Genomic DNA, 20360 nt, shown 5'->3' with positions numbered 1-20360 from the left:
TCGGCAGGGATGGGACAGCCCGGCGGCCCGTCTCCGCAGCCTGGACGGACTCCCCGGAGAAACATGTTGCAGCGCGCCGGATCCGGCTGAGAGGCTCCGGGCCATGCCCGACAACCGATCAAGCTCCAGCCATGGCGTGGCCGCCCTCTTCTCCCAGGGGCGGCTGACGACGATCCCGCGCAAGACCGCCCGTCGCGAACAACTCCTCGAACACCTCGCGGAAACGCTGTTCCAGTCCGACCGGACATACACCGAACGCGAAGTGAACGACGCTCTCCTCACCGTTCACGACGACTGTGCGGCGCTTCGCCGCTATATGGTCATCGGCGGCCTGCTGGCCCGGACCAAGGACGGCGTCAGCTACCGGCGTCTTGCGCGACCGGTGGTGTGACGGTGTGACGGCCCGGCCGGGGGCTGCCCGCCGCCCCGCCGGAGGAGCCGCGGCCCCTCGCGGGACCGCCGGTCGTGGCAGTCGGTGTGGCTCGGCTCGGATTCCTCGTGCGGCCGCGGAAGGGTGGGCGATGCTCAGCTTCCCTTCAGGACCCGTGTCAGAGACCGAGCGCCCACGCGTTGAAACCCGCCCGCTTCGCGTGTGCGGTCAGCTCCGGGACCCGCGCGGCGCGCAGACACACCACGGGGTAGCAGTCCGACTCGATGTCGAGTACGACGAGCGCCGCACCGACATCCCTGTAGTGCCGCCCGCAGGCATTCAGGAACTCATCGGTCGGCAGGAGCATCTCCTTCTCCTCGACCAGCACCCAAGGGTCCACGGAGGGGCGCGAGTCGAGCCCGTTCAACTGGGACCGGACCTCCTGGGAGCCCTCTTTCCAGTCGAACTCCGCGAGCCGCCGGTGGTCAGCCAGGGCATCGATGAGCGCTATCCAGGCGAGATTCGGCACCGCTTCGTCGATACCCCGGTCCGCCAGTCGGTCGGCGTGGTCGTGCACATACGCCTCGGGGCGGTCGAACGCGTGCAGCACCCGCTCGGTGACTGCCCGGTGGGCGGGCGCGAGCAGCGCAGCCGCAGCTGTGAGCGACGTACGGACGTCGTCGGGTCCGGACATGGAGAGACGCTCCTTCGGCAGGTGTGGGACTGCGTCGGACAAGTGAGAACAGGACACCCGGCCCGGTGCCTTGAGAAGAACCCTGCCACAGGGGTATGACAACGGGCCGGGGAACAGGCCCGGGCCGACTTCGACGACGTGTCGACGACCGGGCCCCGAGCCCGAATCAGTCGTCGAGGACGCCGATGTCGATCCCACCGAGCCGGTCCGGGTCCGCGATCACGTCGATCTCGGTGATCAGGCCGTCCACCATGGTGAAGCCGAGAACCAGACGCAGCCGCCCCTGCGGCGCCATCGCCAGCGCGACCGCACCGTCGACGAGCGCGACCCCGGTGAACAGTGCGCGACCCGTGGCCGCCATCGCACCCTTCGCCACGGTGTGGGCACCCCGGACCACGACGGGCTCGGGGGTGGGAATGACGGACCGGTCGGCGTGCAGCACGACATCGGGGTGCAGCAGCGCGACCAGCGCGTCGAAGTCCCCACCGCGGGAGGCGGACAGGAAGGCCTCGACGACGCGTCTGCGACGGGACAGATCCGCATCCGGCGACGTGGAGCCGCCCTTCACCCGTCGACGGGCTCGGCTCGCGAGCTGCCGGGCGGTGTCCGCGGAACGGTCGATCAGCGGGCCGATCTCGGCGAACGGCACCGCGAACATGTCATGCAGCACGAACGCGAGGCGTTCCGCCGGAGTCAGCCTGTCGAGCACCACGAGGAGGGCCAGCCCGACGGAGTCGGCGAGCATGGCCTCCTGCTCCGGGGCATTCCCCTCGTCATGGCCAGGGGGCCGGTCGTACGCGTCGAGAGAGTCCTCACGCCGGGTACGGCGAGTGCGTAGCGTGTTCAGGCAGACCCGGCCCACCACCGTGGTCAGCCACCCGGTGAGGTTCTGCACATCACTGACGTCGGCCTGAGCAGCCCTCAGCCAGCACTCCTGAACCGCGTCTTCGGCCTCACTTGCCGAACCCAGCATCCGGTACGCCACCGCTTTCAGGTGGCTCCTGTCCGCCTCGAACCGTTCGGCCGGCACAGTACGGTCATCCATGGGTTACGTTCCTCCGTCGGCGGGTTTCCGCTGAAGCTCACCCCGAGAAACTACTGGTGCGCCGACGCCTGTCTGCCGGCGGATCCGCAGGACGCTGCTCAGACCCCGGCTGCCCGTGCCGCCTCGTACACCTCGGTGGCCACGTCGACGAGCTCCGACGCGTCACGAAGCGTGCCCTGGAGGTCGAGCATGATCTCCGGAACCCCTGTGGCGGCGTGTGCGACGAGATCCTCGACGATCTGCGCGGCATTGCCGTGGAAGGGACGCCGGCCCGCGCAGGGCACCGCCGCCGCGCTGTACCGCGCGTTGGCACGGGCGCAGACACCGAGCGCACGCGTGCGGCCCCGTTCGGCGGCGAGGTCCCGCACCCGCTGCCACTGCTCGGACAGCTGAGAGGCACCCATGGCGACGGGCATCCACCCATCGGCCCGGTCGACCAGACGGCGCGTGGCCCGGGGGCTGTTCGCGGGCAGATAGACGGGGATGGGACGAGCCGGTTTCGGTCCCACCTCGGAGGGAGCGATCGTGGTCAGATTCCCCTTGTACGAGACGGGGTCCGGCCCCCAGACGGCCTCGCACACGTCCAGCAGCTCGTCCAGGACGGCGCCGCGCTTCTCGAAGGGGGCGACGGAGGCGGCAGCGTACTCGTCCAGGGACCACCCCGTCCCGAGTCCGGCGATCACGCGGCCCCCGCTGGCGGCGTCGAGCGTGGCCAGTGAACGGGCGAGCTGGAAGGGCACATGCAGAGGGGCGACAAGAACACTGGTGCCGAGCCGGGCCCGCTCGGTGGCCGCGGCGGCCAGCGTCAGCGTGATCAGCGGATCGGCGACACTGCGGTAGTGATCGGGCCAGGCCAGCCCAGGAATGCCGTAGAGACCCTGGGCCGCGGGCTCGGGGAACAGAACGCGTTCGAACACCCAGAGGCTCTCGTACCCGGCTGCTTCCGCGGCGCGCGCCACGACGGCGACGTCGCGGCCGATGTCGTACTGCTTCATCTGCGGCAGGCCAAGCCCGAGCGCGACCGGCATACGTGTACTCCCTCTGGGCGACGTGATCAGGTAACTACCCTACGGCAGAGGTCTTTTGACGCAATGATCAAGAGTAGGCAGCGCCGGAGCACCGGTGTCCAGAGAGTCGACGGGGACGCCGGAATCACCGTCCGCATGGCGCGCGTGGGCCCCCGAGGATCCCGCCGGCGGCCTCATCTCCGTCGAGGGCCGTTTCCGTGGTGACGATCTCCGTGGCGAACAGCCCGCTGTCACGCCGCGGTTGACCGGGAACGCCGGGCTCACGCGACACAGGTGGTCACGGGACCCGCTGTGATGGCATACGGTAGGGATCACAACGACGCGGGGTGGAGCAGCTCGGTAGCTCGCTGGGCTCATAACCCAGAGGTCGCAGGTTCAAATCCTGTCCCCGCTACTGTCGAGGCAGGCCCGGAACTCAGGTTCCGGGCCTGCCTCATTTCACGTACCGGCCGGAGCCTTCCAGGGCGTGTCGCTGTCTGCAGCGGCGGCAAGCCACCTGAAGGCCGGTCGTGCAGGATGCTCGTCGCCCGCGAGTCACCGGAGCGGCCGGTCAGCCTCGTAGACCGGACAGGTCCTCCTCGCTGAGAACGAGCTCGTTCGCCGCGAGGTTCTCCTCCAGGTGATCGAGCGAACCGGTGCCGGGAATCGCCAGCACTGCCGGCGACGACGCCATCAGTGCGGCGATTCGCACCTGGGCGGCGGTGGCGCCCAGGCGTGCTGCGACCTTGCCGAGTCGTTCGGTGTCGAGTGGGGTGATGCCACCGCCGAGCGGGAAGTACGGCACGTACGCGATTCCCGCTTCCTCACATTCGGCGAGCAGCCCGATGCCATCGGTGTGCTGGTTCTGCACCGCGGTGACGGGTGCGATCGCCCGGGCCTCGGCGAACTGGGCGGCGTCGACATTGCTGACCCCCAGGTGACGGATCAGCCCCTCCTCCCGGAGCCCGGCCAGTACCGCGAAGCGTTCCGCGATCGACTCGCCGCCGGGTCCGGTCATGCCACCCACCCGCAGGTAGACCAGGTCGAGCCGGTCCAGGCCGAGGGCGCGCAGATCCGCCTCGACCAGGGAGCGCAGTTGACCGGGTGCCGCCTGCCCGCTCGGCACACCATTCGGCCCGGGCAGCGGCCCGACCTTCGTCGCAATCACCAGATCGTCACGGTAGGGAGTCAGGGCCGTACGGATCAGCTCGTTCGCCCGTACCGTTCCTCTGCCGTAGAAGCCTGCCGTGTCGATGTGGTTCACACCCAGCTCCACCGCGCGCCGCAGTACTGCGAGGCCGGTCTCGGGGGCTCGCGGCGGACCGTCGAAGGTGCCCGTCGCCAGCCGCATCGCGCCGAAGCCGAGGCGGTGGATGGTCAGGTCCCCGCCGAGGGAGAAAGTCTTGATCGTCATGAGGTTCATGGTGTCCGCAGGCAGGAGTACCGGCGAGCTCGTGGCAGGTTGATGCCAGACTGGCGAGGTGCGGAATGAACAGATGTTCTCAGTCCAGGGGGACGCGGAGCTGATCGCGCGTGCCGGCCATCTCTTCGCGTCCGCGAGCAGCGAGTTCCTGTGTGCTGCCCGGGACCTCGACACCTGGTCGCAGCCGGAGGCGAGGGCCGCGATCCAGCTCCGGATGCGTGCTGTGGATGCCCCGGCCTTCACTTCCCGCAAGCTGCTCAGCCCGGTGGCCCTCGCCGACGAGGAGGCCCGCGCGCACCTGCGGCTGGTGCAGAGCAAGGGGGCCCTCGTCCGGATCAGCGGGGCGCCGCTGCCGCACGAGACGATCATCATCGACCGGCGGGTGATGATCCTTGCAGGACGGGAGACGCCCACGGGCCGTGAGTACAGCGTGACGACATCGCAGACCATGGTTGACGGGGTGCACTCGCTGCTCACGGCGGTCTGGGACAACTCCGTCGAACTCGACACCTATCTGCGCAGCGACGTCCCTCATCTCGACGACGAGAGCCGCACGATCCTCAGAGCCCTTGGTTCGGGACTCACCGACGAAGCGGCGGCCAGACGGCTCGGCGTCTCGCTGCGTACCTACCGGCGGCGCGTGGCCGAGCTGATGGCCGCACTCGAGGCCGGCTCGCGCTTCCAGGCCGGGCTGCGCGCGGGCGAGCTGGGGCTGCCTCGCTGAGGGCTGTCCCGCCATTCCTGGCGGGCCGGTCGAGCGCGTGAGGCGCAGGGCCGAAGCGCAGCCCCCGTGCACGCGTACGGCGGCGCTGAGCGTCATGAGCAGGCGGCTGTCCGCCACAGGGTTCGGCCCGGGCGCCGGGCGCTCAACGGCGGTGACCTCAAGGTCGTCCATCCGGTGGCGCAACCGGGCGGGCATGACCTGCCGCACGGTGTTCAGCGCGCGTCCCGCGGTTTCCTCGATTCCGGCACCCGAGGTCGCGGCGGTCCGAAGAGCGATGGCCAGAACGACCGCCTGCTCGTCGTCGAACAGCAGCGGCGGCAACTCCCGTACCCGCGCCGAGCCCGTACCCGGCGTCGGGCCCTGAAGACGAGTGCGGGACAGCCCAGCTCGCTCAGCCGGTCCACATCGCGGCGGACCGTCCACGCACTGACGTGCAGTCGCTCGGCCGGCAACCCGCCCGGCCACTCCCTGCGGGCCTGGAGCAGGACAGCAGCGACAGCGGTCGCACTGATGTCTTCGGCATGCCTCCCGTACTGCCCGGAGAAGCGGCCATAACCTGACCGCTTTCCCGGAACTGTTGCCTCGTGCCGAACGACAAGAACCACCGGAAAGGCCTGATCACGATGACCGCCCCCACCACGCCCCGCTCCGATGCCGATGCCGAGCGCGTCGACCTGCTTGCCGCGCTCGCGACGGCACGAGCGGCTCTGATCGCCACGTCCCGCGGACTCGACGACGAGCAGGCGGGCGAGAGCCCGACAGCCAGTGCGCTGTGCCTCGGCGGGCTGATCAAGCACGTCGCGTCCACCGAGGAGAGCTGGATGCGCTTCGCGGTCTCGGGTCCCTCGGCGATGAGTCACGATCTGCCCGAAGGCGTCACCTGGGCAGACCTCGCCGCCGGGACCGCCCGCGAGATCCCGCAGTGGGTCACCGACCACGAGAACGAATTCCGGATGCTGCCCGGCGACACCCTCGCCGGGGTCGTCGCCCGCTACGAGCAGGTCGCAGCCAGGACCGAGGAGACCATTGCCTCGGTTCCCGACCTGTCGGTGTGCCACCCGTTGCCGGAAGCACCGTGGTACGAGCAGGGGGCGGTGCGCAGTGTGCGCCGGGTCCTGCTGCACGTCATCGCCGAAACCGCCCAGCACGCCGGGCACGCGGACATCCTGCGCGAGACGATCGACGGCCGGACAGCCACGTGACCCAGGACGGCCCCGACCGGGCCCGCTCAGGACCCGGTGCCGGCTGTGCGCCGACGCACGCTCCTGGCCCACGACCGACGTCCGAGGAACCGACCGACAGGAGCGGAACCACCGTGAAACCGCGCGAGCCCCGACTCGATCGGTTGAGCGGCGGGCCGCTACGCGCACCCCATACGTCGGCCCGCACCGTTTCGGCCGCTCATGTCAACAGGAGTCGATTCGCGCCTCCGGGAGACGGGCGAGGATGGCCGAGACGGTCTCGTCAGCGGTCTGCTCCGAACTGTCCAGCCACAATCCGATGTCCGGCGTGTCCACGCGCAACGACCGGTCGAGCGCACCGACCGTCCAGACCCCGTAGCCGGTCTTGGGCCGTCCGGCCTCTCTGCTGCGCACCGCTGCCTTGGAGGGAGCCAGCACGACGACGTACAGAGGGCGGGTGCGTACCCCGCCCACATATCTGAGCAGGTCCTCGCCCAGGATGATGTCCTGGACAACCGCGGTCCAGCCATCGGACGCGTAGGCGTCGGCAACCAGTGCCGAGAGACGGTAGCGGAGTTCCAACTGAGCCCTGGCCTCCGCAGTTTCCTCCGGCAGCAGTTCCTCGCGGCCGGAGACCACCATCCGCCGGAACGCGTCGCCACGCACATGCACGGCCCGTGGCAGGCGCCCACAGAGCAGCTCGGCCACCGTGGACTTACCCGACGCCATCACACCGGTGATGAGGACAACCGCAGAATCCAGTTCCTCCACGCCGCTCCCTTGGCCCATGGATGATGTCCGCCCCAATCATGCACGGCCCGCCCGTCCTTGTGCTGCCCCGCGGCCTGGGCACTGTCCGGCGAATCATGGGCCGAGCCAGGGACGGCCGGACCGAGGCGAGGGCCGGCCAGTGCCCTATTCGTGTTGACCGCCCCCGGCAGGCAGTGCTGGAGTCGGTGCGTGGACAGCATCCCCGCCAACCGGCGGCTCTGGAACCGGATCAGCGACGCCTACCAGCACGAGCACGACCCGCAAATCGGCGCCACACCCCGGCTGTGGGGCATGTACTCCATCCCCGACGCGCACCTGCACGCCCTGGGCGACGTCGCCGGCAAGCGCGTCCTCGAACTCGGCTGCGGCGCCGGGCAGTGGTCCAGGGCGCTCGCCGCCGAGGGTGCCACGGTGGTTGGGCTCGACCTGTCCGAGGCCCAACTCGACGCAGCGGCCCGCGCGATGGGAGTGGTCCGCTACCCGCTGGTGCAAGGCGCCGCCGAACAACTCCCCTTCGCCGACGACAGCTTCGACCTGGTGTTCTGCGACTTCGGTGGGCTCAGCTGGGCGCCCCCGCAGCTGGCCGTCCCGGAGGCCGCACGCGTCTTGGGCCGAGGCGGGCGCCTGGTGTTCAACGTCGCCAGCCCATGGTTCGAAGCTTGCTACGACGAAGCCGCCAGCCGCGTGACCACGACGCTGCAGCAGGACTACTTCGGGCTGAACACCATCGCCGAAGGCGGCGGCGCGATCAGCTATCAGCTCACCTACGGCGACTGGGTGAAGGTCCTGCGCGGCGCGGGTCTCATCATCGACGACCTCATCGAGCCGCGGCCCGAACTCGGAACAACCAACGGCTACAACGAAACCGACCCTCCCGACTGGGCACACCGCTGGCCGGCGGAACTGCTCTGGGTAACCCACAAACCGTAGGTTCCGCCGCGCCGAGACGTGAAGGCATCTCCTCCCCGGGCAGGCTTGGGCACTGTCCGGCGGATCATGGTCGGAGCCACAGACGGATGGCGGCTGTGGTGACGGTGCCGTGGAAGACGCAGGCACGTTTGTCGTAGCGGGTGGCGACGGCTCGGAAGTGCTTGAGCCGGTTGACCGTGCGCTCGACCTCGCTGCGGCGGCGATGGATTTCCTTGGGGAAGCCAGTGGGCGACACCACCGCCCCGACGAGGGAATCGGACGGTCTCGGGGCGGCCTGACCTGCAAGATCCACCTCGCCGGTCTTCGGCCTCGTTCCTTCGGCAGCGGACACCCGGCGCAGAGCGAGGGGGCTGCAGTTCGCTCGGCGACACGGGGCCTGGGGGCAGTGCCGAGATCAGGTGTCGCTGGAACCATGAGGGGCATGGAAACGCTCAGCAACTCCGAAATTCTCGCCGAGATCGCGGGAGGGCTCCAGGACTGGCGCAAACTGGCCCAGCCCCTCGCTGCTCGGTACCGGGCCGCGGACGCCGTGGCCGGTGCCGCGTTCGTGGCCGCGGTCGCGCAGGCGGGCGCCGCCGTCGGCCACGACGTACCGGTGATCACGCTGGGGAACGGCAACATCGACCTGACGCTGTTCAGCGTCGACGAAGCCGGTGGCCGGTGGATCACTTCCAAGGACCTCGAACTGGCCGGTGCCATCAGCCTGCTGGCCCACGATCTCGGCCTGGTCGCCGCTCCTGGCGAGGTGGCACAGCTCGAGCTGGCCCTCGACACCGCCGACTATGCGGCGGCAGGTCCCTTCTGGGCGGCGTTGCTGAGCGCCGACGCCGGCCGTGCCGTTCTCGATTCGGTCTTCGACGTGAAGAACCGTGTCCCCAGCGTGTGGTTTCAGCAGACCGACGCCCACCGCACCCCGCGTCAACGCTGGCACATGGATCTGTGGCTCGCTCCCGAAGTGGCGGCTGAGCGCATCGCCGCCGCCGTTGCCGCAGGCGGCACAGTGGTCGATGACTCCGAGGCCCCTGCGTTCACCGTGCTCGCCGACCCGGAGGGCAACAAGGCATGTGTGTGCACGGCGCTCGGGCGTGACTAAGGGCTGCCCGTAGATCAGTCGGCCCTCTCGCTGGCAGGAGGGAGATCCCGACGGCTCGACCGGGGCCGGCAACAGCCTGTCGTCGCCTCCTCTTCCATCATCGAGCCCGATGGCTGAGCGCTGAAGCGGCAGCCTGCTCCCGCCGCCGGACCGACTGCATCAGGCGGCGGCCTCGGAGCAGGGGTTCGGACGGTGAAAACTCGGCTGCGCGCGTGATCCCGTCTCCGCATACTGGGCGGACTCCGACTCCCCAGCCCCGAAGGAACTCTCCAGCGTGCAGGCCGCCGTCACCGTCACCCCCGCCCAGATCCCCGAGCTGCTGCTGGGGCTGGCGACCGTGCGCCCCGTGTTCCTCTGGGGAGCGCCCGGGATCGGGAAGTCGTCGCTCGTGCGGAAGTTCGCCGATTCGCTGGGAATGGAGTGTGTCAGTCTCCTCGGGACGCAGCTCGCACCGGAGGACCTGATCGGCGTGCCGCAGATCCGCGACGGACGTTCGGTGTTCTGCCCGCCCGAGGGCATCGCCCGAGACGAGCCCTACTGCCTCTTCCTCGACGAGCTCAACGCCGCCACCCCCGACGTCCAGAAGGCCTTCTACTCGCTGATCCTGGACCGGCGGATCGGATCGTACGAGCTTCCCGCCGGCTCGATCGTCATCGGGGCCGGTAACCGTGCCACGGACAACGCGCTGGCGAGGCCCATCGCGTCCGCGCTGGTCAACCGGCTCACCCATGTCCACTTGCGGGCCTCAGCAGAGGACTGGCTGGTGTGGGCAGGGGAGAACGGCGTTCATCCATGGGTGACGGACTATCTCGTCGACCGCCCCGACCACCTGTGGTCGCAGCCGCCCAAGACCGAGGAAACGTTCTCCACACCCCGTTCCTGGCACATGCTCTCCGACGCCCTGCACTCCTTCGGGCCGGACATCGACGAGGAGACGCTGAAGGTCATCGTGCACGGCACGCTCACCCCCGCCCATGCCGTCTCCTTCTGCGGCTACGCGAAGATCGTGCGCCACTCCTTCGGTATCGAGGCGATCCTCAAGGGCGGTGCCTCATGGCCCGCCCGGCTCGAGGACCGTGACCTGCTGTACTACCTGGCCGAGGCGTTCCGCGGACGGCTCGTGAAGGAGTTGCCGCAGCGCAGGGAACACGTCTCGGAGTCCCTGCGGCAGACGGCCTACCGGGCCAAGTCACTGCTCGTGCAGCTTGCCGAGATCTCCGTCGAGGTCGCGCAGACCGTCATCGCGGACGACGCCGACGGCCAGCCGGTGCTGCCCGCCTGGTTCCTCGTCGATGCCGCACGCGACATGCCGAGGCTGGTCGAGGCCCGGCGATGAAGGCCGCCACCGGCCGCCGGGCCAACGACAAGGGCGGCAAGGGCGGGAGGGCCGGCAAGGGTGGCGCGTCCGACGCGGCCGCCGAGGCGTTCGCCGCCGGGCTCGCCATGGCCAAACGCAACCCCGCTTTCGCCGCCGTCGAGGCATCCGTATGCAGACAGGCTGACTGCGACCTGACTCCGGGCGGGGGACTGGCCGCCGTCACGTCCAACGGCACCGTCCACCTCCACCCCACCAAGCGGGCCGATCCGGCCGAGTGGGCCTGGGCCCTGGCCCACTGCCTGCTTCATCTGGGCTTCGGTCACGTGCCGGCCTCCGCCGACGACCCGCGTGAGCAGCCCGACCGGTTCGACCTCGCCGCGCGCTGCGTGGTCGTCAACCGCTTTCTGCTCACCCACCCGACCGGCCGTCCTCCCACCGACCAGCCGGTCTCCTATCCCGGTGGTGACGAGGAGCAACTCGCCGCACGCTGGCGCCGCGACGGCATCCCGGCTCTGTACGAGCACTGCGGAACCGCCGGAGAGCACCCGGACCAGGTCCTCACCACCTGGAAGTCCTGGAACAACTCCGCCGTCCCGGACTGGGAGACGGCCTTCGCGCGCGCCCTCACCCGCAGCGTCTCCGCAGCCATGGACGTTGCGGGCGGCCGCCGCGACAGTGTCACCGGAGTGCGTGCACCGCAGCAGCCCTGGGACCGGGCCCTGAACTGGTTCGTCTCCTCCTACCCCCTGCTCGGCGGGCTCGCCGCCGGACTCACCGTCGTCGCCGACGCCGAACTGGCCAGGTCACAGGGCATCGCCATCGCCGCGGTGAGCTCCGTGGCGGGCGAGATCTACATCAACCCGCTGCGGGCGCTGACCGGCGAGGTATGGCGCTTCGTCCTCGCACACGAGATGCTGCACGCCGCGCTGCGTCACGGCGAACGCCGCGGCGGCCGAGACCCGTTCCTCTTCAACGTCGCGGCGGACTACGTCGTCAACGACTGGCTCGTCCAGATGCGCGTCGGCGACATGCCCGAAGGACTGCTGTACGACCCCGGCCTGCGCGGGTTGTCCGCCGAGGAGGTGTACGACCGCATCGCGGGCGACCTGCGGCAACGGCGCCGCCTCGCCACCCTGCGCGGCAGGGGTGCCGGTGACATCCTCGGCGAGCCACTGCCGCACGCCGAGGCCCGCGCGTACACGGATCTGGACGAGTTCTACCGGCGCGGGCTGGTCCAGGGCTTCGACCTTCACCAGTTCGGCGAGCGCGGTCGCCTGCCTTCCGGACTCATCGAGGAGATCCGGGCACTGGCCCACCCGCCCGTGCCATGGGACGCGGGACTCGCCCGCTGGTTCGACGAGTACGTCCCGCGGCCCGAGCCCGTACGCTCCTACGCGCGCCCGGCGCGGCGGCAGGCGTCGACCCCCGACATCCCGCGCGCCGGCCGGTACTTCCCCCCGCAGGAGACGGCGCGCTGCACCTTCGGCGTCGTACTGGACACCTCCGGCTCGATGAACAGCACGCTGCTCGGCAAGGCGCTCGGCGCCATCGCCTCGTACGCGGAGGCACGCGACGTACCCGCGGCGCGCGTCGTCTTCTGCGACGCGGCACCGTACGACGCCGGCTACCTGCCGCCGGCCGAGATCGCCGGCCGGGTACGCATCCGCGGCCGCGGGGGCACCGAACTCCAGCCGGGCGTCGACCTGTTGCAGGGGGCCGACGACTTCCCGCCGACGGCCCCGCTGCTCCTGATCACCGACGGCCGGTGCGACACCCTGCGGATCAGGCGCGAGCACGCCTTCCTGATCCCGCAGGGTGCCTCGTTGCCGTTCACTCCGCGCGGACCGGTGTTCAGGCTGAGGTGAGACAGGCCCTCAGGGCCCGCCCGACGTGCGGGCGGGCCCTGCGCGTCAGGCGATCTCGATGAGCAGGTCACCGGCCTCGACCTGCTGCACCTTGCCGATCGCCAGCCGCCGAACCGTCCCCGCGGCCTGCGCGGTGATCGATGCCTCCATCTTCATCGCCTCGATGGTCGCGACCGTCTGACCAGCCGACACCGAAGCACCCTCCTCCACCTGGAGCGTCACGACGCCGGCGAACGGCGCGGCGACATGGCCCTCGTTGCCGCGGTCCGCCTTCTCCGCCGCCTTCACATCGGTCGCCACGGACTTGTCCCGTACCGAAACCGGCCGCAACTGCCCGTTGAGGGTGGCCAGTACGCTCCGGAAGCCGCGCTCGTCCGCCTCGGAGATGGCTTCCAGCTCGATCAGCAGCGTGACACCGGGATCGAGCGTGACGGTGTGCTCGGTCTCCGTCTCCAGGCCGTACAGGAAGTCCTGCGTCGGCAGCACGGACGTGTCACCGTACGCCTCGCGGTGGGCTTCGAACTCCTTCGTCGGACCGGGGAACAGAAGCCGGTTCAGGGTCGCGCGCGGCGACTCCCGCAGCGCTGCGAGGTCCTCCTCCGACAGGTGCGGCGTCTGAGCCTTGGCCGGCCGGCCCTGCAGCGCGCGGGTACGGAAGGGCTCCGGCCATCCGCCGGGCGGGTCGCCCAGCTCACCCCGCAGGAATCCGATCACGGAGTCCGGTACGTCGAACTTGCCGGGGTCCGACTCGAAGTCCGACGCCTCGACCCCCGCGCCCACCAGATGCAGCGCCAGGTCGCCGACCACCTTCGACGATGGCGTCACCTTCACCAGCCGGCCGAGCATGCGGTCGGCCGCGGCGTAGCAGTCCTCGATGAGTTCGAAGCGGTCGCCCAGGCCGAGGGCGATGGCCTGCTGGCGCAGGTTGGACAACTGTCCGCCGGGGATCTCGTGGTGGTAGATCCGGCCTGTCGGCGAGGCGAGTCCGGATTCGAAAGGGGCGTACACCTTGCGGGTCGCCTCCCAGTAGGGCTCCAGGTCGCCGACCGCCTGGAGGGAGAGGCCGGTCGCGCGCTCCGTGTGGTCGGTGGCGGCCACCAGCGCCGACAGCGGCGGCTGGCTGGTGGTGCCGGCCATGGAGGCGACCGCCGCGTCCACGGCGTCCACGCCCGCGTCGATCGCGGCGATCAGCGTGCCGAGCTGCCCGCCCGCGGTGTCGTGGGTGTGCAGGTGGACCGGCAGGTCGAACCGTTCGCGCAGCGCGGTGACGAGGGTACGGGCCGCCGGCGGGCGCAGCAGCCCGGCCATGTCCTTGATGGCGAGGACATGGGCACCCGCCTCCACGATCTGTTCTGCGAGACGCAGGTAGTAGTCCAGCGTGTACAGGGTCTCGGCGGGGTTCGAGAGGTCCGCGGTGTAGCAGAGGGCGACTTCGGCGACCGAGGTGCCGGTGGCGCGGACGGCGTCGATGGCCGGGCGCATCTGGGACACGTCGTTGAGCGCGTCGAAGATCCGGAAGATGTCCATTCCGGTGGTCGCGGCCTCGGCGACGAACGCCTCGGTGACCTCGGTGGGGTACGGCGTGTAGCCGACCGTATTGCGACCGCGCAGCAGCATCTGCGTACAGATGTTCGGCACCGCCTCCCGCAGCTTGGCCAGCCGCTCCCACGGGTCCTCGGCCAGGAAGCGCAGCGCCACGTCGTAGGTGGCCCCGCCCCAGCACTCGATGCTCAGCAGCTGTGGCACGGTCTGGGCGACGTGCGGGGCGACGGCCAGCAGGTCGCGGGTACGGACCCGGGTGGCCAGCAACGACTGATGGGCGTCGCGGAAGGTGGTGTCGGTGACGGCGACGGCCGACTGGGCCCGGAGTTCGGCGGCGAAGGCCTCCGGACCGATGGCCGCGAGGCGCTGCCGCGACCCTGCCTGAGGCGTACCGGCCGGCAGGACGGGCAGCTTCTCGGCGGGGTCGATCACGGCGGGCCGGGGACCGTACGGCCGGTTGACGGTGGTCTCCGCGAGATAGCCCAGCATGCGGCTGCCCCGGTCGGCCGACGGGCGGGCCCGGATCAGCTCCGGGTGTTCCTCGATGAAGCTGGTCGTGATGTGCCCCGCCCGGAAGTCGGGCTGGTCCAGCACGGCCCCCAGGAACGGCAGGTTGGTCGCCACCCCGCGGATCCGGAACTCCGCGATCGCCCTGCGCGCCCGGCGGGCCGCGTTGGTGAAGTCATGCCCGTGACAGGTCAGTTTGACCAGCATCGAGTCGAAGTGTGCCGAGACCTCGGCGCCGGTGTGCACGGTTCCGCCGTCCAGCCGGACGCCGGGTCCGCCGGGGGAGCGGTAGGCGGAGATGGTGCCGGTGTCCGGCCGGAACCCGTTGGCCGGGTCCTCCGTCGTGATGCGGCACTGCAGGGCGGTGCCGTTGAGTGTGATGTCGTCCTGCGTGAGATGGAGGTCGGGCAGCGTCATGCCGGCGGCGATGCGAAGCTGTGCGATCACCAGGTCGCGGCCGGTGACCTGTTCGGTGACGGTGTGCTCGACCTGGATGCGCGGGTTCATCTCGATGAAGACGTGGTTGCCGCGCTCGTCGACGAGGAACTCGACGGTGCCCGCGTTCACGTATCCGATGTGGCGCGCGAAGGCGACGGCGTCGGCACAGATCCGGTCCCGCAGGTCCGGGTCCAGGTTCGGGGCGGGTGCGATCTCGACGACCTTCTGGTGGCGGCGCTGCAACGAGCAGTCCCGCTCGTAGAGATGGACGACATTTCCGTCGGCGTCGGCGAGGATCTGCACCTCGATGTGGCGGGGATTGATCACCGCCTGCTCCAGGAAGACGGTCGCGTCGCCGAACGCGGAGTGGGCCTCGCGCATGGCGGCGTCGATCGCCTCCCGCAGTTCACCCGGCTCCGCGACTCGGCGCATCCCGCGCCCGCCGCCACCGGCGACGGCCTTGACGAATACCGGGAAGCCGATGTCGTCGGAAGCGGCGACGAGCGCGTCGACGTCCTCCGAGGGCTCGGACGACTTGAGCACCGGCACGCCGGCCGCCCTGGCGGCCGCTACCGCCCGGGACTTGTTCCCCGTCAGGTTCAGTACCGGTGCCGGCGGGCCGACGAACGTGATCCCGGCGTCGGCACACGCGGCCGCGAGGTCGGGATTCTCCGACAGGAAGCCGTACCCCGGGTAGATCGCGTCCGCCCCCGCCTTCCGGGCGGCCTTGATCACCTCGTCGACCGAGAGATAGGCCCGTACAGGGTGCCCGGCCTCCCCGATCCGGTAGGCCTCGTCGGCCTTGGCCCGGTGCAGGGAGTTGCGGTCCTCGTGGGGGTACACGGCCACAGTGGAGATTCCGAGCTCGAACGCCGCACGAAATGCGCGGATCGCGATCTCCCCGCGGTTGGCGACCAAAACCTTTTCGAACATCAAACTCCCCAGTCGTGTCGCGGGCGCGTGGCCTCAGGACAGGCGATGTCGCACGGGATGCGCGTGGCGGCATCCGGTGGTCACGTGGCGGTGGCGAAGTGCTCCGTGGTTCTCGGGCCCGGAGCGTTCGACACCGTACCGGAGACCTTCCCAGAGATCGCGAGGGCAAAGGATGGCGTGCGTCACGTGCCGCGACACCGGCTCGCCGGCAACTCTGCGGTGGCCCGACGTGCTCCGATGCGAGCGACTGCGTCCGGCCGATCCGATCCGGCCTTGAGGGGGAATCCCCGACATCAGCTGCCCGTCACCCGCCCGACTCCGCGGCCGTGATGCCGAACAGGGACAGGAAGGCCGTGGTGGCCGGGGACGGCCGGAAGCTGCTCCAGACGAGGTGCTCCACCCGGGCCGGTGCGTCTCGGAGGCGGACGAAGGGCAGGTCGGGGAACTCGGACATGTAGGCGGCGGGCAGCATTCCGATCCCGAGCCCCTGCCGGATCAGACGGGCCATGGGGTCAGGGGCTGACACCTCGAAGGCGACCTCGCGCCGCACCCCCGCCGCCGCGAAGGCGTCGTCCGACTGCACCCGCCCGGCCGTGCCCGCGGGGAAGTCGACGAACGGCTCGTCCGAGAGCCGCGCCAGGTCCACCTGTTCCTGGTCCGCCAGCGGGTGACCGGGCGGAACCACGGCGACGAGGTGACCGCGCGCCAGTTCCCGGCCGCGGACACCTTTGGGCTGCTGCCCAAGGGGAAGCCCCAGGAAGGCGGCGTCCAGAGTGCCCTGCCGCACCCGGTCGGCAAGTTCCTCGCTCGCGCCCGCGCGCAGGCCGATACGCACTTCCGCATGGCGCAGGTGGAACTGCTTCAGTGCTGCGGGCAGGTCGACCGCCGTCACGGTGGGAATGGCGCCGATGGCGAGCCGGCCCCGGATCTCCCCGGCGGCGGCGGCCACTTCCGCGCGGGCTCGCTCGGCGGCAGCCAGGGCCTGGCGGGCCGCGGGGACGAACGCCTCGCCGGCGGCCGTGAGCCGGACCCGGCGGCTGGTGCGCTCGAACAGCTTGGCACCCAGCTCGCGTTCCAGCCGAGCGATCTGGTGACTCAGCGCGGACTGGACGACCAGACACTGCTCGGCGGCACGGGTGAAGTTGCTCGTCTCCGCGACTGCCACGACGTACCGCATCTGCTGAAGGTCCATGGATCAATCGTGATTCACGATCGGTCCGATGACAAACATGTGTTGGACTCATTGATGGACCGTCACTGAGGCTGAACGCATGAAGTCAATGAGATCTGGCACGGACAGCGGCTTGTCACGTGGACTGCTCCTGCTCATGTCGGTGGCCACGGGTCTGGCGGTCTCGGGCAACTACTTCGCCCAGCCGCTGCTCGGCCTGATCGGCCGGGAGCTGGGATTCGGGCCCACGGCGGCGGCGCTGGTCGTGACGGTGGCCCAGGTCGGGTACGCGCTGGGCCTGATCCTGCTGGTGCCGCTCGGCGATCTGATGGAGCGCCGGCGACTGGCGGTGTTGCTCTACGCGGCGACGGCCGTGTTCCTGCTGGTGTCGGCGACCGCTGCCAACGGCACGGTGCTGCTGGCCGGGACGGCCCTGACGGCGCTGGCCTCGGTGGGGGCGCAGGTGGTGGTGCCGTTCGCGGTGTCACTGGCGGCCCCGGCCGAACGCGGCAAGGTGGTCGGCACGGTGATGACCGGCCTGCTGCTCGGCCTACTGCTGGCTCGCACCGTGTCGGGAGCGCTGTCGGAGGTGGGCGGCTGGCGGACGGTCTACTGGGTGAACGCGGTCCTGATGGCGCTGATGGCCGTTCTGCTGCGTGTCTTCCTGCCCCGACTGCGCGGGGACGGCGGAGGTCTGTCCTATCCCGCGCTGTTGTGTTCGACGGTGGCGATGTTCCGGTACGAGCCGCTGCTGCGGTGGCGCGCGGGTATCGGCGCTCTGAGTCTGGCTTCGTTCAGCGTGCTGTGGACGGCCCTGACATTCCTGCTCGTGCAATCCCCGTACGGCTGGTCGGAGTCGGCCATCGGCCTCTTCGGCCTGGTCGGTGCCGCGGGCGCACTGACGGCTGCGGTCGCGGGGCGGCTGGCGGACCGCGGGCACGTCCAGATCGTGACCGGCGCCGGGACGGTCCTGCTGGTGGCATCCTGGGCAGCCATCGCGGCCGGAGCCCGGTCCCTCGTCTGGCTGCTCATCGGTGTCATCGTGCTGGACCTGGCGCATCAGGCGGTTCTCAACAGCACCCAGAACGTCATCTACGCGCTCCGTCCCGAGGCCCGGAACCGGATCAACTCCGCCTTCATGACCTCCTTCTTCATCGGCGGTGCGGTGGGGTCCGCGCTGACCTCGGTGGTCTGGGTGCGCGGCGGCTGGGCAGGCGTGTGCGTCCTGGGCGCCTCGCTCTCGGCCGGGACCGTTCTGCTCTGGCTTCTGGAGCGCATCACCGTCGGACGCAGGGCGACCGAGTCCTCGAAGCCCTCGGCTCACCGAGGTCACGACACGCAATCGGCCACTGCGGCCCACTGATCCAAGGAGCCGAAGTCCCGCGCATCACCGCTCTCGGAGCGGCCGGCCACGTGGGAATCCGCATGGTGACGGGGCGTTCGCGTGTGGCCGTCACGGCACCACTGCGGTGCGCGATCCGGGCTGATCGACGCCGACAGCAAGCGCAGGCTCTCCATGGAGGACCTCGCGGTGGCCCTGTTCGACGAGGCCGCGCGCGTCCCGGGCGTCACCGCACCGGGTTCACCGCGGCGTACTGACGGCCCGTCGGGGTACGTACCGGCCGCCCACCGGGAGCGGGCGCACCCGGTGGGGGAGCGGGGGCGGGGAGTCAGGCCGCGTACTGATGGGCCGGGTAGGTCAGATAGCCCGCATCGCCGCCCTGGTAGTACGTGGCCTCGTCGACGGGGGCGATCGGAAGTCCGGCGCGCAGCCGTTCGACGAGGTCGGGGTTGGCGATGAAGGCGCGGCCGAAGCTGATGAGGTCGGCCCCCAGCGAGAGCCAGTGGTCGGCGTCGTCCCGGCCGGTCTGCTTGGGGCCCATCGGAAGCGTGGGGTTGATGATCAGGGCGCCCGGCCACGCCCGGCGCAGGGCGAGGAGTGCGTCCTCCTCGACGGTGGCCTCAAGATGCACGTACGCCACGTCGAGGCGAGCCAGTTCGGCCAGCAGCGCGGTGTAGAGCCCCAGGGTTTCGGTGTCCTCGACGCCCCAGAACGTGCCGCCCGGTGAGAGCCGGATGCCGGTCCTGGCACCACCGACCGCGTCGACGGTGGCGGCGACGGCTTCGACGGCGAAGCGGATCCGGTTGGCGACCGGACCCCCGTAGCGGTCCGTGCGCAGGTTGGCGTTGGAGGAGAGGAACTGCGAGATCAGGTAGCCGTTGGCGCCGTGCAGTTCCACACCGTCGAAGCCGGCGTCGACGGCGCGGCGGGCGGCCCGGGCGTACGACTGCGCGTGCTCGGGCACCTCGGCGGTGTCCAGGGCGCGCGGTGTCGGTGCGGGCTGGGGCCCGGTCGGGGTGAACACGTCACCGACAGCCGGGACGGCAGAGGGCCCGACCGGCTGCACGCCGGTGGTGTCGGGATGCGAGACGCGGCCGCCGTGCATGATCTGGGCGAAGATCCGGCCGCCGTTGGCGTGGACGGCAGTGGTCACGGGCCGCCAGGATGCGGCCTGTTCATCGGTGTGCAGCCCCGGCGTCCCCGGATTCGACTGCCCGATCGTGCTCGGCTGGATCCCCTCGCTCACGATCAGTCCGGCGCTGGCCCGCTGGGCGTAGTAGGCGGCCATGGACGGCGTCGCCAGCCCGTCGGCGGCGGCCCGGACCCGGGTCATCGGGGCCATGACCACTCGGTTGGGCAGCGTCAGGCCGGCGAGCCCGTAGCCGGTGAAAAGGGAAGTCACGTCAGGACTCCTTCGCGTTCAGCGGTGCCCGTACCTCGGGCATGCAGTTACGCTAAAACCTCACACTGATGTGAGAGGCAAGCGTCTGTGACGCAGGACACGACCGGGAGGGTTTCGTGCGCATCGGGGAGCTCGCGTCACGGGCCGGGGTCAGCATCCGGTCCGTGCGCTACTACGGGGAGCAGGGTCTGCTCGCCAGTACCCGCAGTTCCAGCGGGCAGCGGCACTATACGGACGACGAGGTCGAACGAGTCGCGTTCATCCAGCGCCTCTACGCGGCAGGCCTGTCCAGCCGCACCATCGTCGAACTGCTCCCCTGCGTCGATGCGCCCAGCAGGGAGAACTCCGACTCCGCGCTGGAGCGGATGGCGCAGGAGCGCGATCGGCTCTCCACGCACATCGACGACCTCGTGCGGACCAGGGACGTGCTCGACGCACTGGTGGTGACGGCCCGGGAGCACCGGGAGCACCTGGGGACAGCGCCGGCCGGCTGACCGGCGGGCCCGGCCGCCGGGCGTTCAGGAATCGTCGCCCCGGCCGGTTCGGCGGGAGCGCATACGGATCGTCCATGGTGGTTCCGTCAACGTCGGTGAATGCGTCGTCA

General features: G+C 70.3%; 17 protein-coding genes, 1 tRNA gene and 2 pseudogenes. 10 read left to right on the top strand and 10 right to left on the bottom strand.

The features are described from left to right. The first annotated feature begins 103 nt into the window (after positions 1-103). Complete coding sequence (locus ACIOEW_RS17425; RefSeq protein WP_362547199.1) at positions 104-391, top strand: DUF2087 domain-containing protein; 288 nt, start codon at positions 104-106, stop codon at positions 389-391. 157 nt (positions 392-548) lie between these two features. Here the strand turns inward: ACIOEW_RS17425 and ACIOEW_RS17420 are convergent, their stop codons facing one another. The 3 genes from ACIOEW_RS17420 to ACIOEW_RS17410 all read right to left on the bottom strand — a co-directional run bounded on the left by ACIOEW_RS17420 (position 549) and on the right by ACIOEW_RS17410 (position 3137). Beyond that, a complete protein-coding gene (locus ACIOEW_RS17420; RefSeq protein WP_401964508.1) occupies positions 549-1064 on the bottom strand; it encodes a DUF6630 family protein in 516 nt (171 codons plus the stop codon). Between the two features lie 166 nt (positions 1065-1230). After that, positions 1231-2109: a sigma-70 family RNA polymerase sigma factor gene (locus ACIOEW_RS17415; protein ID WP_362547205.1), complete on the bottom strand. Its 879-nt coding sequence runs from the start codon at positions 2107-2109 to the stop codon at positions 1231-1233. A 98-nt stretch (positions 2110-2207) separates the two neighbouring features. Continuing rightward, positions 2208-3137, bottom strand: a complete 930-nt coding sequence (locus tag ACIOEW_RS17410) for an LLM class F420-dependent oxidoreductase (protein ID WP_401964507.1) — start codon at positions 3135-3137, stop codon at positions 2208-2210. A 320-nt stretch (positions 3138-3457) separates the two neighbouring features. On the opposite strand from ACIOEW_RS17410, the gene ACIOEW_RS17405 reads away from it, so the two are divergent. Beyond that, a tRNA-Met gene (locus ACIOEW_RS17405) sits at positions 3458-3531 on the top strand. Between the two features lie 156 nt (positions 3532-3687). Here the strand turns inward: ACIOEW_RS17405 and ACIOEW_RS17400 are convergent. Continuing rightward, positions 3688-4530, bottom strand: coding sequence for an oxidoreductase (locus tag ACIOEW_RS17400; protein WP_401964506.1), 843 nt, complete (start codon positions 4528-4530; stop codon positions 3688-3690). Between the two features lie 82 nt (positions 4531-4612). Between ACIOEW_RS17400 and ACIOEW_RS17395 the strand changes: the two genes are divergently transcribed. Next, the gene (locus tag ACIOEW_RS17395) at positions 4613-5263 is read left to right on the top strand and encodes a DNA-binding response regulator (RefSeq protein ID WP_362547214.1); all 651 of its coding nucleotides are present in this window, start codon (positions 4613-4615) and stop codon (positions 5261-5263) included. A gap of 72 nt (positions 5264-5335) precedes the next feature. On the opposite strand, the pseudogene ACIOEW_RS17390 reads toward ACIOEW_RS17395, so the two are convergent. Continuing rightward, positions 5336-5786, bottom strand: a pseudogene (locus tag ACIOEW_RS17390) (helix-turn-helix transcriptional regulator); the annotation flags it as partial. A 100-nt stretch (positions 5787-5886) separates the two neighbouring features. Between ACIOEW_RS17390 and ACIOEW_RS17385 the strand changes: the two are divergent. Continuing rightward, entirely contained in the window at positions 5887-6465 is a 579-nt protein-coding gene (locus ACIOEW_RS17385) for a DinB family protein (protein ID WP_362547511.1), read from the top strand. A 204-nt stretch (positions 6466-6669) separates the two neighbouring features. Here ACIOEW_RS17385 and ACIOEW_RS17380 read toward each other — a convergent pair whose 3' ends face one another. Further along, positions 6670-7233 carry an AAA family ATPase gene (locus ACIOEW_RS17380; protein ID WP_401964505.1) on the bottom strand — a complete coding sequence of 188 codons (564 nt, stop codon included), beginning with the start codon at positions 7231-7233 and terminating at the stop codon, positions 6670-6672. 171 nt (positions 7234-7404) lie between these two features. Between ACIOEW_RS17380 and ACIOEW_RS17375 the strand changes: the two genes are divergently transcribed. Further along, on the top strand, positions 7405-8145 hold the full coding sequence (locus tag ACIOEW_RS17375) for a class I SAM-dependent methyltransferase (RefSeq protein ID WP_401964504.1): 741 nt from the start codon (positions 7405-7407) through the stop codon (positions 8143-8145). A gap of 64 nt (positions 8146-8209) precedes the next feature. On the opposite strand, the pseudogene ACIOEW_RS17370 reads toward ACIOEW_RS17375, so the two are convergent. Further along, a pseudogene (locus ACIOEW_RS17370) lies at positions 8210-8374 on the bottom strand (IS5/IS1182 family transposase); the annotation flags it as partial. Positions 8375-8566: 192 nt separating this feature from the next. On the opposite strand from ACIOEW_RS17370, the gene ACIOEW_RS17365 reads away from it, so the two are divergent. The 3 genes from ACIOEW_RS17365 to ACIOEW_RS17355 all read left to right on the top strand — a co-directional run bounded on the left by ACIOEW_RS17365 (position 8567) and on the right by ACIOEW_RS17355 (position 12421). Continuing rightward, entirely contained in the window at positions 8567-9238 is a 672-nt protein-coding gene (locus tag ACIOEW_RS17365; RefSeq protein WP_362547223.1) for a VOC family protein, read from the top strand. A 274-nt stretch (positions 9239-9512) separates the two neighbouring features. After that, complete coding sequence (locus tag ACIOEW_RS17360; RefSeq protein WP_401964503.1) at positions 9513-10574, top strand: ATP-binding protein; 1062 nt, start codon at positions 9513-9515, stop codon at positions 10572-10574. Continuing rightward, positions 10571-12421 carry a hypothetical protein gene (locus ACIOEW_RS17355; RefSeq protein ID WP_401964502.1) on the top strand — a complete coding sequence of 617 codons (1851 nt, stop codon included), beginning with the start codon at positions 10571-10573 and terminating at the stop codon, positions 12419-12421. Before ACIOEW_RS17360 ends, ACIOEW_RS17355 begins: the two co-directional genes overlap by 4 nt. Positions 12422-12466: 45 nt before the next feature. Here the strand turns inward: ACIOEW_RS17355 and ACIOEW_RS17350 are convergent, their stop codons facing one another. Continuing rightward, positions 12467-15841, bottom strand: a complete 3375-nt coding sequence (locus tag ACIOEW_RS17350; protein ID WP_401964501.1) for a pyruvate carboxylase — start codon at positions 15839-15841, stop codon at positions 12467-12469. Between the two features lie 304 nt (positions 15842-16145). Next, positions 16146-17033: a LysR family transcriptional regulator gene (locus ACIOEW_RS17345; RefSeq protein WP_362547235.1), complete on the bottom strand. Its 888-nt coding sequence runs from the start codon at positions 17031-17033 to the stop codon at positions 16146-16148. 112 nt (positions 17034-17145) lie between these two features. Here ACIOEW_RS17345 and ACIOEW_RS17340 point away from each other — a divergent pair, with 112 nt between their 5' ends. Beyond that, positions 17146-18375, top strand: coding sequence for an MFS transporter (locus ACIOEW_RS17340; protein WP_401964500.1), 1230 nt, complete (start codon positions 17146-17148; stop codon positions 18373-18375). 307 nt (positions 18376-18682) lie between these two features. Here the strand turns inward: ACIOEW_RS17340 and ACIOEW_RS17335 are convergent, their stop codons facing one another. Next, positions 18683-19756: an alkene reductase gene (locus tag ACIOEW_RS17335; RefSeq protein ID WP_401964499.1), complete on the bottom strand. Its 1074-nt coding sequence runs from the start codon at positions 19754-19756 to the stop codon at positions 18683-18685. A gap of 116 nt (positions 19757-19872) precedes the next feature. Here ACIOEW_RS17335 and ACIOEW_RS17330 point away from each other — a divergent pair, with 116 nt between their 5' ends. Next, a complete protein-coding gene (locus ACIOEW_RS17330) occupies positions 19873-20250 on the top strand; it encodes a MerR family transcriptional regulator (protein ID WP_401964498.1) in 378 nt (125 codons plus the stop codon). The last annotated feature ends 110 nt before the right edge of the window (positions 20251-20360 follow it).

The sequence above is a fragment of the Streptomyces sp. NPDC087901 genome (assembly GCF_044742205.1).
GTDB lineage: Bacteria > Actinomycetota > Actinomycetes > Streptomycetales > Streptomycetaceae > Streptomyces.
Note: the sequence above shows the minus strand (reverse complement) of the source record. Positions and strands in the feature narration are given on the sequence as shown.

Bases quoted from the DNA above. Each gene is read 5' to 3' on its own strand.
- ACIOEW_RS17425 (WP_362547199.1), top strand. From the start codon at position 104: ATGCCCGACAACCGATCAAGCTCCAGCCATGGCGTGGCCGCCCTCTTC.
- ACIOEW_RS17420 (WP_401964508.1), bottom strand. From the start codon at position 1,064: ATGTCCGGACCCGACGACGTCCGTACGTCGCTCACAGCTGCGGCTGCG.
- ACIOEW_RS17415 (WP_362547205.1), bottom strand. From the start codon at position 2,109: ATGGATGACCGTACTGTGCCGGCCGAACGGTTCGAGGCGGACAGGAGC.
- ACIOEW_RS17410 (WP_401964507.1), bottom strand. From the start codon at position 3,137: ATGCCGGTCGCGCTCGGGCTTGGCCTGCCGCAGATGAAGCAGTACGAC.
- ACIOEW_RS17400 (WP_401964506.1), bottom strand. From the start codon at position 4,530: ATGACGATCAAGACTTTCTCCCTCGGCGGGGACCTGACCATCCACCGC.
- ACIOEW_RS17395 (WP_362547214.1), top strand. From the start codon at position 4,613: ATGTTCTCAGTCCAGGGGGACGCGGAGCTGATCGCGCGTGCCGGCCAT.
- ACIOEW_RS17385 (WP_362547511.1), top strand. From the start codon at position 5,887: ATGACCGCCCCCACCACGCCCCGCTCCGATGCCGATGCCGAGCGCGTC.
- ACIOEW_RS17380 (WP_401964505.1), bottom strand. From the start codon at position 7,233: ATGGGCCAAGGGAGCGGCGTGGAGGAACTGGATTCTGCGGTTGTCCTC.
- ACIOEW_RS17365 (WP_362547223.1), top strand. From the start codon at position 8,567: ATGGAAACGCTCAGCAACTCCGAAATTCTCGCCGAGATCGCGGGAGGG.
- ACIOEW_RS17355 (WP_401964502.1), top strand. From the start codon at position 10,571: ATGAAGGCCGCCACCGGCCGCCGGGCCAACGACAAGGGCGGCAAGGGC.
- ACIOEW_RS17350 (WP_401964501.1), bottom strand. From the start codon at position 15,841: ATGTTCGAAAAGGTTTTGGTCGCCAACCGCGGGGAGATCGCGATCCGC.
- ACIOEW_RS17345 (WP_362547235.1), bottom strand. From the start codon at position 17,033: ATGGACCTTCAGCAGATGCGGTACGTCGTGGCAGTCGCGGAGACGAGC.